The sequence below is a fragment of the Paraburkholderia ginsengisoli NBRC 100965 genome, from assembly GCF_000739735.1.
Taxonomy (GTDB): Bacteria; Pseudomonadota; Gammaproteobacteria; order Burkholderiales; family Burkholderiaceae; genus Paraburkholderia; species Paraburkholderia ginsengisoli.
In genome coordinates, this window is sequence record NZ_BBJF01000003.1 from 688,908 (window position 1) to 698,326 (window position 9,419).

Here is a 9,419-nt window from a genome sequence, read left to right on the forward strand (position 1 = left end):
AAGCGGAGGGATACAGTTGCCTGATTTCTGTCATAGACTGGCGTTCCCGGCGACCTCTTTCCTTGACCGAAGCCCTTGAAACTGTACGAAAAGCTCGCCGATGAAATGACCGAAGCCGTGCGCCGCGGCGTGTTCGCGGCGGGCGAGCGGATTTTGTCGGTGCGGCAGGCGAGCCAGCAGCACGGCGTCAGCATCAAGACGGTGCTGCATGCGTATGCGTTGCTGGAAAGCCGGGGCATCGTCGAAACGCGGCCGCAGTCTGGCTACTTCGTGCGAGACGCCGCCGCGAAGGCGCTCGCGCCGGCGGCGCCGCAGCCGGGCGACGGCCGCGCGCCGCAGTCCGTGCCGGTGGCGGCCGAGGTCGACGTGAGCCGGCTGGTATTGTCAACGCTGCGCAGCATCCGCGCGCACGACGCCGTGCCGTTCGGCTCGCCGTATCCTGACCCGTCGCTGTTCCCGTGGCGGCGCATCAACCAGTACGCGAACGCGATCGCGCGCCGTCAGGCGAGCTGGAATCTGATCGACGACCTGCCGCCGGGCAACCCCGAGCTGATCCGGCAGATTGCGCGGCGCTACGCGGAGAACGGCATGCCGGTCGATCCCGGCGAGATCGTCATCACCCTCGGTGCGACCGAGGCGATCAACCTGAGCTTGCAGGCGGTTGCGAAGCCGGGCGATACGGTGGCGGTCGAATCGCCAACCTACTACGCGATGCTGCACGCGATCGAGCGCCTTGGCATGCGCGCCATCGAAGTGGCGACGCATCCGCAACACGGCATCGACATCGACGCGCTCGCGCAGGTAATCGCCCGGCAGAAGATCGCCGCCTGCATGGTGATGCCGAACTTCCAGAATCCGCTCGGCTTCCAGATGCCCGACGCGCGCAAACGGCAACTGGTCGAGCTGCTTGCCGCGCACGAGATTCCGGCGATCGAGAACGATGTCTACCAGGAGCTGTATTTCGGCGACACGCGGCCGTCGACACTGAAGACCTACGACACCCGCGGGCTGGTGCTGCACTGCGCGTCGTTCTCGAAGAGTCTGACGGCGTCGTACCGGATCGGCTGGGCGCTGCCGGGACGTTATCGCGCGCAGGTCGAGAAGCTGAAGTTTCTCAATACGCTGACGACGCCCTCGGTGCCGCAGGTGGCGGTGGCCGATTACTTGCGCCAGGACGGCTACGATCGCCATTTGCGGCACGTGCGCAAGGTGTACCGGCAACAGGCGAGCATCATGACGGCGCTGGTGCAGCGGTTCTTTCCGGTCGGCACGCGCGTGTCGGCGCCGCAAGGCGGCTATGTGCTATGGGTGGAACTGCCTGGCCGCGTCGATTCGATGCGGCTCTATCGGGCGGCGCTCGCGCGCAGCATCACGGTCGGGCCCGGGATGATGTTTTCGACGAGCAACGATTTTCGCCATTTCATCCGGCTCAACTACAGCTATCCGTGGACGGCGCAGACCGAGGCGGCGCTGAAGACGCTCGGTGAACTGGTCGGGCAGATGGCATAAACCAACGAATGCAACCCAGCGAGGAGACAGAGATGGACGACGATGAGATCGACCCGGTGCTGGCCGCCGTGCTCGCGCAGCTGTGGCGCGCGCATCGGGAGACGCCGGGCGGCGCGTGGTCGCTCGCGAAGCTCTCGAAGCAGGCGGGCGTGCCGATGAGCGGCTTGCGTCGGCAACTGACGGCGCTTGCCGATGGCGGTCTGGTGGATACCACGTTCACCGAGGAAGGGACAGGGACCGCGCGTTTGAGCGAGCTGGGCGAGGGGGTGTGCGCGGAGCTGTTTGGCGAGAACGAGGGCGGGGGACCGGACGGCGACGAAGCGGGCCCGGACCCTCACTCGGACCTGGACCCGCCGCCGAAACTTCACTGACGCATCGCTCGGCGCGGTTCATCGCGTTTCAGATCCGCCTGCGCAAACCGAACGGCGACTCGCCCCACGCGTCATCAAAGCTGGCTCATCCCGCCATCGACGATGATCTCCGTGCCCACGATGAACGCCGATTCCGGCGCCGCCAGGTGCAGCACGGTCGACGCGATTTCCTCCGGCGTGCCGAAGCGGCCGACCGGCACCTGGTCGCGAATCTGTGCGGCGGTGGCTTCGAGCGCGGCGGCGTCGAGGCCGAGTTTGCCGTAGAGCGGCGTCTGCACCGGGCCGGGGCTCACCACATTGACGCGCACGCCTTGCGGCAGCAATTCCGCCGACAGCGTCTTTGCGAGCGAAATCACCGCCGCCTTGCTGGCCGCATAGACCGACGACGACGGCATGCCGATATGCGCATTGATCGAGCCGTTGATGACGATCGACGCGCCCTTGTTCAATAACGGCAGCAGCGCCTGAATCTGGAAGTACGCGCCTTTCACGTTGGTGTTGAAGGTCGCGTCCCAGAAGGCTTCGTCGACGTCGGGGAAGGCCGCGAACTTCGCGGTGCCCGCGTTCACGAACACTGCGTCGAGCCGCAGGCCGGCCGCGCCGATCGCCGCGGCCAGTTCGCGCGCCGCGACGAGCGAACCGGCGTCGTTGCGCACCGCGACCGCGTTGGCGCCGAGCTGGGCGCGAGCGGTGTCGAGCGCATCGGCGTCGCGCCCGGTGATGACGACGCGCGCGCCTTCATCGACGAACGCCTTGGCTGCCGCGAAGCCGATGCCGCTGCTGCCGCCGGTGACGAGAACCGTTTTGCCCTGGAAGCGAGTCATGTTGTTTCTCCGAAAGAGTGTTGCGGGTTGGTGATTGGGATAGTGCGCCCGATCGGGATGCTTGCCGTGCCACTTTCCCGATGGACTCGTTCGAAAAGATCGAACATGTCCGCCGGCGGGTCGTGGCGCCGGTAGCCGGCGACCCGGACGCCGTCCATCGGACCACCACAATACGGGTTCCGTTATGGGCGGGATAACGAATAAAAATTTTTCCGCTGAAATTGGCCTTCGAATATGGCCCCCTATGCTGGAGCCTTGCCCGGGCGGTCCGGGCGCTGTGACAGGCACGGTCAAACCATCTTCGGAGAATCCATGAAAACAAAGCTGGCGCGAGCGCTGAACCCTTCCTTGCGCATCCAGGCCATCCGTAACGTGCTGGGCGCCGCGTGCGGCGCATGCGCCGGCGCAACCGTCGCCGCGGCCCTCGTATTCGGCGCCGGGCTGGCGGTGGCGGCGACCACCCAGCCGGTCGGCGTCGCGTTCGTCTATCTCGGCAATCCGGGCGACGCTGGCTGGACCTATGCGCACGAGCAGGGCGTGAAAGAAGTCGAGGCGAAGTTCGGCGACAAGGTCAAGGTGACGCGCGTCGAGAACGTGCCGGAGTCGGCGGATTCGGAGCGTGTGTTTCGCGATCTCGCGGCGAAGGGCAACCGGATCGTGGTGGGTTCGAGCTTCGGCTTCCAGGATTTCGAGCTGAAAGTCGCGAAGGATTTCCCCGACACCGTGTTCGAGCACGCAACCGGCTTCAAGAAGGCGGGCAACTTCGCGACCTACGACGTGCGCACTTATCAGAGCGCCTATCTGGCAGGACTGGTTGCGGGCTATACGACCAAATCGAATACGCTCGGCTTCGTCGGTTCGGTGCCGGTGCCCGAAGTGGTGCGCAACATCAACGCGTTCACGATGGGCGCGCGCTCGGTCAACCCGAACGCGCGCGTGAAGGTGGTGTGGATCAATAGCTGGTTCGATCCGGGCCGCGAGAAGCAGGCCGCCGAGACGCTGATCGGCCAGGGCGCCGACGTGCTGATCCAGAACACCGATTCGACCGCGACGATGCAGACCGCCGAACAGAAGAAGGTGCATGCGTTCGGTTGGGACTCCAACATGAAGAAGTTCGGACCGAACGCGCAACTCGGCGCGTGCGTGAGCAACTGGGGCGTGTATTACACGCATCTGGTCGACCAGGTGATGGCGAACAGGTGGACCAACGCGCCGGTCTGGTGGGGCCTGAAAGAGCACGCGATCGATCTCGCCGACATCAATACGAATGCGGTGTCGCCAGTTGCGCAAAAGGCGCTGAGCCAGAAGCGCGACGACATCATCTCCGGCAAATTCGATCCGTTCGCGGGCCCGATCACGGATCAGGCCGGCGCGGTGAAAGTCGCCGCCGGCAAATCGCTGAGCGACGCGGAACTGTTGCGCCTGAACTGGTTCGTGCAGGGTGTGGACGGTACGCTGCCGAAGTGATCGATTGATTCGGTTGCCTAACGATTAAATGGAGGAGATTGCCTGTGAGTCTGACCGTCCCGAACGAGGCCGCCACGATGGCGGCGAACTATCCGCCGCAGGGGTTGACGCCGACGCACGAGCAGATCGTGCGGCATCTGCGGCATTCGAGCCGGGTCGCCGAGCGGGCGACGCTGCTGGGACATCATCCGTTCGGCGCGGTACTGGTTGGGCCGGACCAGGAAACCGTGCTGATGGAACAGGGCAACGTCGATACGGTGAATCACGCCGAATCGGTGCTGGCGCGCGTGGCGGCGTTGAACTTCACGCCGGAGTATCTGTGGAGTTGCACGTTGTACACGTCGGTCGAGCCTTGCTGCATGTGCGCCGGCACGATGTATTGGGCGAACATCGGCCGGGTGGTGTTCGGCATGACCGAGAAGCGCCTGCTGGAGGCGACCGGCGATCATGCGGAGAATCCGACCATGAGCGTCGATTGCCGCTATGTGTTCGATCACTGCCAGAAGCCGGTCGAGGTGATTGGGCCGGTCGCCGATATCGAAGCGGAAGTGATGGAGGTTCAGCACCGCTTCTGGAGCGGGCGGTAGCGGAAGTTTTTTGTTTGCGGCTGCCGGGTCTGTTTGCGACGGCAGCCGCTGTGTGAATAGTTCACGCGGAGCAAGGAGGCGGGCATACAGGCATCCGCAAGCCTGCATGCCTGTACGCCCGACTCTCGTTGGTTAATTGGCCTGTATCTGCAACCCATCTCCTCATTGCGCAGTGTCTGCCTGCGTTTGCGATGACTCCACCATGGCAACGCCGCAGAACCAGTCGCTGCCGTGCAGCTTGTAGTTCCACTGGTTGCTCGTCCGCCTGATCACGCTCGCACACTGCTCGTTCACCACCGGGCCGGGATTCGCGGCCGTGCATTGAAGGAGCGCGTTTGTCCCCGTTCGCGCCGCATGCGCGAGCACCGTCGACGGTTCGCTCCGGTCGCCCGATCCGGCCGGAGCCGGCGATGCGGGCGAAGGGTCCAGCGGCGTCCCCGTGTGCATGCTGTCGATCAACCGCTGCAATTCCCCGATACGCGTCGCGTACCACGTCTGCAGACACGCTGCGTCGTGGCAATTCGCTTCTCGCCATACCCACTTTCTGTCGCTGTCGTCGAGAAACGCGCGACGCCTGACGACTCGCCGCCGCGCTTTCCAGTACAGTTGGCCCAGCGTGTCGTCGAGCTTCGAGAGCGCTGCGTCGTTGCAGATTATCTGCTCGGTGAGCGAGCGTCCGCGATGGCAGTCGAAGCTGGTGGCGTGAGCGGCCGGATGCGCGAGCATCAGACCGGCGAGCAGAAATGGGCGGAAGACTTTCATGGAGGTCCCGGCGGTGCATGGATTTTTCATGCACCGGATGATCGACCGGGCGAGCTCATCGCAGACGCCCGAAAAAAGCGGGACTTCGGGCAAGTCGTTACCAGATATTGCCTCGCGCGTTTCTGTGGGGGAGCGGCGCTAGCACCGCGCACTAGCTCGAACTGGCGGCTCAGGCACGCGCCGTGCAAACGCGCCATGCGCGAACGCGCGATGCGGCGAGACGGGACGAGCCGCGCCGCGCATCGCTTATAAACCTGTTGCGGTGTTGGGCATACAGGCTGGCCGGCAGCTATTAGCGGCCCTTGAAACGGGAGAAAGAATGAAACAACACCTGGTCCGATGTCTTTACATGGCGGCGGGTTTGCTGGCGCTGCCCGGCGCGGCCGACGCGCAGTCGCAGGCCTTCACGAGCAGCACGGTCAATGTGCGGGCGGGTCCCGCATCCGATTACCCGATCGTCGCGCAGTTGCCGGGCGGCGTCCCGGTGACGGTGATGGGCTGTCTCAGCAACTATCAATGGTGCGACGTCGCGGCGCCGAATCTGCGCGGCTGGGTGTATGCGTCGCGGCTCAGTTCGCCCTATCAGGGCGGCAATGTGCCGTTGATGAACTACGGCACCGTGCTCGGCCTGCCGATCCTGGGTTTTTCGATCGCCGATTACTGGGGCAACTATTATCGCGGCCGGCCCTGGTACAACCAGCAATCGCGCTGGTCGCATCATGCGCCGCCGCCACCGCCTCGACCCGGGGCCGGCCGGCCGCCGGGCGGCCATCAGCCGGGGCATCCGGGCGGCCCGCCGCCGGGGCACGCGGGGGGGCGGCCACCGGGAGGTCCGCCGCCGGGGCATACGGGTGGTGGACGGCCACCGGGTGGTCAGCAGCAGCCGGGGAACGCAGGGACACGGCCACCGGGAGGTCAGTCGCCGGGTAATGCGGGTGGACGGCCACCGGGTGGTCAGCAGCAGCCGGGGAACGCAGGGACGCGGCCACCGGGAGGTCAGTCGCCGGGTAATGCAGGTGGACGGCCGCCGGGCGGCGGCCAGCAAGGCGGCGCAGGCGGGCGTCCGCCAAGCGGCGAGTCACACGGTGGTGGCAATCGTCCTCCGCAAGGAGGTGGCGGTGGCGGCGGTGGCGGCGGAGGCCATCCGCCCGGAGGTAACAACAACTGAAAAGGCTGAAGCCGCTCAACCCGCCGAGGTCACTCGCTCACACCAGCGCGGCCCCGGCGCGGGTTTGCACCTCAAACGAGCGGCATCTCGTAAGCCGCCAGGTTGGCGCTATTGCGAACGCAACAGCTCGCGCCAACGCCCGCGATCCGGCCCATCCATCCCCAACGCTTCCGCCCGATTCCCCCTCGACCCTGCATCCCACCCCCGAGCCCAAAACAATCCCACCCCTCCGCCCGCTATGTACGAAGAATATTCCGCACCGGCTTCGCGTAAACCCCGGTGCGCCGCGTACACTAGTTTGCCGATGTTGGGTTGGGGGGCGCATATATGACTTGCGAAGCGACATCAGATGACACGCTGGGAGCAGCGCCGGAGGGCACCCGTTACCGGCCGGATCTGGCCGAAGAGGTGTTGGCGTCCGAGCGTAGCGTGTTGCGGCTGATTACCCGCAATGCGCCGCTTCCGGAACTGCTCGACGAGGTATGCCGCCGCGCGGAAGCGCTGCTCGGCGAAGGCGCGTCCTGTTCGATCATGCTGCTCGACGCCGACGGCGTGCACATGAGGGTCGGCGGGGCGCCATCGCTGCCGCCGCATTTCAGCGCGACGGTCGACGGCATCGCGATCGGGCCGCGCGTCGGCTCGTGCGGCACCGCGATTTACGAGCGGCGACTCGTCATCGTCGAAGATATCGAAAACGATCCGCTGTGGGCGGACTACCGGCAGCTCGCGCTGCCGCTCGGCTTGCGCGCGTGCTGGTCCGTGCCGTTCGAAAACGATGCCGGCATGGTGCTGGGCGCGTTCGCCGTGTATTACCGCACGACGCGCCGACCGAGCCCCGAAGAGGAAGCGATCCTGCGCGACATCGGCGGCAGCGTTGGTCTCGCGGTTCATCAGGACGTGATGGCGCAGCGTCTCGCGCATAGCGAAGAGCATCACCGGCTGGTGGTCGATCATCTGAGCGAGGGCATCGTCGTGCAGTCGCGCACGGGCGTTGTGCTGGCCTGCAATCCGAGCGCGCAACGCATGCTGCGCACGACCCCGCAGATCGTCGGCCGCAGCATTCAGACCGTGATGATGCGCGCGTATCACGAGGACGGCTCGGCCGTCACCGATGCCGAGCGCCCGACCACGCGGGTGCTCGCGACCGGCAGGCCGATCCTCGGCGTGACGATCGGCGTGGAACTGGTCGGTGGCGACGTCGTGTGGATCACGGAGAACGTCGTACCGATCTTCCGGCCCGGCGACAGCGAACCGGGTTCGGTGCTGATCTCGTTCACCGACATCGGCCCGGTGCGCGAGGCGCAACGCCAGCTCAAATTCCTCGCCACGCGCGACTCGCTCACGGGCCTGTACAACCGCGCCTATCTCACCGAGCGGATGCGCGATCTGTTCGAGCCGGCCGCGACCCATGCGGGCGGCGAACCGGCGAGCGTCGCCGTGCTGTTCGTCGATCTCGACGGCTTCAAGAAGGTCAACGACACCGCCGGTCACGAGGCCGGCGACAGCCTGCTATGCAGCGTCGCGGAGCGGCTGTCGGCGTGCGTCGGACGCGGCGACACGCTCGCGCGCGTGGGCGGCGACGAGTTCGTGATCGTGATCAGCGCGTATGAGAACACCGGGCATCTGATCGGACTCGCGCGCCGCATCCTCGACATGATCGCGGTGCCGTTCGCGGTGGCGGGCAACGAGTACTACCTGGGCGCGTCGATCGGCATCAGCCTGTTTCCGGAAGATGGCCGGGACGTCGCGACGCTGATGCGCAATGCCGACTCGGCGATGTATCACGCGAAACAGCGTGGCCGCAACAACTTCCAGTTCTTTACCGCCGAACTGAACCAGCATCTGCAACGCCGCTTCACGATCGAGCAGTCGCTGCGGCGCGCGCTCGCCGCCGACGAGCTGAGCCTCGTGTACCAGCCGATCGTCGATAGCCAGGACGGCCGCACGATCGGCGCGGAGGCGCTTTTGCGCTGGCACAACACCGAGCTGGGCAACGTGTCGCCGGCCGAGTTCATTCCGGTGGCCGAAGACGCGGGGCTGATCGTCGAGATCGGCGGCTGGGTGCTGGCGCGCGCCTGCGAGCAGGTCGCGCAATGGCGGCGCACGCTGGCGCCGGATCTGATCGTCGCGGTGAACCTGTCGCCGCGGCAATTCAACGACGGGCTGCTGGAGCGCATCCAGGGCTGCCTCGCGGAGTCCGGGCTCGAACCGGCGGCGCTCGAACTGGAGATCACCGAACGGCTGCTGATGAGCGACAGCGACACCGTGCTGCCGATGCTGAGCGCACTGAACGCGATGGGCGTGCGCGTGTCCGTCGACGACTTCGGCACCGGCTATTCGTCGCTGTCGTATCTGAAGCGCTTCCCGCTGCACAACCTGAAGATCGACCGTTCGTTCGTCGCGGGCTTGCCGGATCATCGCGATTCGATTGCGATCACCCAGGCGGTAGTGGCTATGGCGCATTCGCTCGGCATGAACGTCACTGCGGAAGGCGTGGAGACCGTCGAGCAGGCGGCTTTCCTGCGCGCGATCGATTGCGACAAGCAGCAGGGTTATCTGTACAGCCGGCCGGTCGGCGCGAGCGCATATGCGCGCAGCCTGTGCGACGCGCAGTTGAGCCTCGCCGGCGAGTCTTGAGCGCGGCGAAGGCGGCGAGGTGCGTTGCCTGCTGCCGAGGCGGTTTTAGCGGCGCGCCGCCGCCTCTGCCGATCCGATTGTTCAGATTGCCAAA

8 protein-coding genes are annotated in these 9,419 nt (G+C 65.9%); 6 read left to right on the forward strand and 2 right to left on the reverse strand.

Annotation, left to right across the window (positions count from 1 at the left end):
* The first annotated feature begins 75 nt into the window (after nucleotides 1-75).
* Nucleotides 76-1,509, forward strand: a complete 1,434-nt coding sequence (locus BGI01S_RS04170; protein WP_042322513.1) for an aminotransferase-like domain-containing protein — start codon at nucleotides 76-78, stop codon at nucleotides 1,507-1,509.
* 32 nt (nucleotides 1,510-1,541) lie between these two features.
* Nucleotides 1,542-1,880: a helix-turn-helix domain-containing protein gene (locus tag BGI01S_RS04175; protein ID WP_042322515.1), complete on the forward strand. Its 339-nt coding sequence runs from the start codon at nucleotides 1,542-1,544 to the stop codon at nucleotides 1,878-1,880.
* A 74-nt stretch (nucleotides 1,881-1,954) separates the two neighbouring features.
* Here the strand turns inward: BGI01S_RS04175 and BGI01S_RS04180 are convergent, their stop codons facing one another.
* Nucleotides 1,955-2,704: an SDR family oxidoreductase gene (locus BGI01S_RS04180; RefSeq protein ID WP_042322518.1), complete on the reverse strand. Its 750-nt coding sequence runs from the start codon at nucleotides 2,702-2,704 to the stop codon at nucleotides 1,955-1,957.
* Between the two features lie 312 nt (nucleotides 2,705-3,016).
* Here BGI01S_RS04180 and BGI01S_RS04185 point away from each other — a divergent pair, with 312 nt between their 5' ends.
* Together BGI01S_RS04185 and BGI01S_RS04190 are read left to right on the forward strand one after the other, a co-directional pair.
* Nucleotides 3,017-4,171: a BMP family ABC transporter substrate-binding protein gene (locus tag BGI01S_RS04185; protein WP_042322520.1), complete on the forward strand. Its 1,155-nt coding sequence runs from the start codon at nucleotides 3,017-3,019 to the stop codon at nucleotides 4,169-4,171.
* Between the two features lie 44 nt (nucleotides 4,172-4,215).
* Nucleotides 4,216-4,758: a nucleoside deaminase gene (locus BGI01S_RS04190; RefSeq protein ID WP_232624343.1), complete on the forward strand. Its 543-nt coding sequence runs from the start codon at nucleotides 4,216-4,218 to the stop codon at nucleotides 4,756-4,758.
* 162 nt (nucleotides 4,759-4,920) lie between these two features.
* Here BGI01S_RS04190 and BGI01S_RS04195 read toward each other — a convergent pair whose 3' ends face one another.
* Nucleotides 4,921-5,520: a lysozyme inhibitor LprI family protein gene (locus BGI01S_RS04195; RefSeq protein ID WP_042322522.1), complete on the reverse strand. Its 600-nt coding sequence runs from the start codon at nucleotides 5,518-5,520 to the stop codon at nucleotides 4,921-4,923.
* Between the two features lie 319 nt (nucleotides 5,521-5,839).
* On the opposite strand from BGI01S_RS04195, the gene BGI01S_RS29255 reads away from it, so the two are divergent.
* Together BGI01S_RS29255 and BGI01S_RS04200 are read left to right on the forward strand one after the other, a co-directional pair.
* Nucleotides 5,840-6,688, forward strand: a complete 849-nt coding sequence (locus BGI01S_RS29255) for an SH3 domain-containing protein (RefSeq protein ID WP_084585256.1) — start codon at nucleotides 5,840-5,842, stop codon at nucleotides 6,686-6,688.
* Between the two features lie 327 nt (nucleotides 6,689-7,015).
* On the forward strand, nucleotides 7,016-9,325 hold the full coding sequence (locus tag BGI01S_RS04200) for a putative bifunctional diguanylate cyclase/phosphodiesterase (RefSeq protein ID WP_042322525.1): 2,310 nt from the start codon (nucleotides 7,016-7,018) through the stop codon (nucleotides 9,323-9,325).
* Nucleotides 9,326-9,419 lie beyond the last annotated feature (94 nt).

Bases quoted from the DNA above. Each gene is read 5' to 3' on its own strand.
- BGI01S_RS04175 (WP_042322515.1), top strand. From the start codon at position 1,542: ATGGACGACGATGAGATCGACCCGGTGCTGGCCGCCGTGCTCGCGCAG.
- BGI01S_RS04180 (WP_042322518.1), bottom strand. From the start codon at position 2,704: ATGACTCGCTTCCAGGGCAAAACGGTTCTCGTCACCGGCGGCAGCAGC.
- BGI01S_RS04185 (WP_042322520.1), top strand. From the start codon at position 3,017: ATGAAAACAAAGCTGGCGCGAGCGCTGAACCCTTCCTTGCGCATCCAG.
- BGI01S_RS04195 (WP_042322522.1), bottom strand. From the start codon at position 5,520: ATGAAAGTCTTCCGCCCATTTCTGCTCGCCGGTCTGATGCTCGCGCAT.
- BGI01S_RS29255 (WP_084585256.1), top strand. From the start codon at position 5,840: ATGAAACAACACCTGGTCCGATGTCTTTACATGGCGGCGGGTTTGCTG.
- BGI01S_RS04200 (WP_042322525.1), top strand. From the start codon at position 7,016: ATGACTTGCGAAGCGACATCAGATGACACGCTGGGAGCAGCGCCGGAG.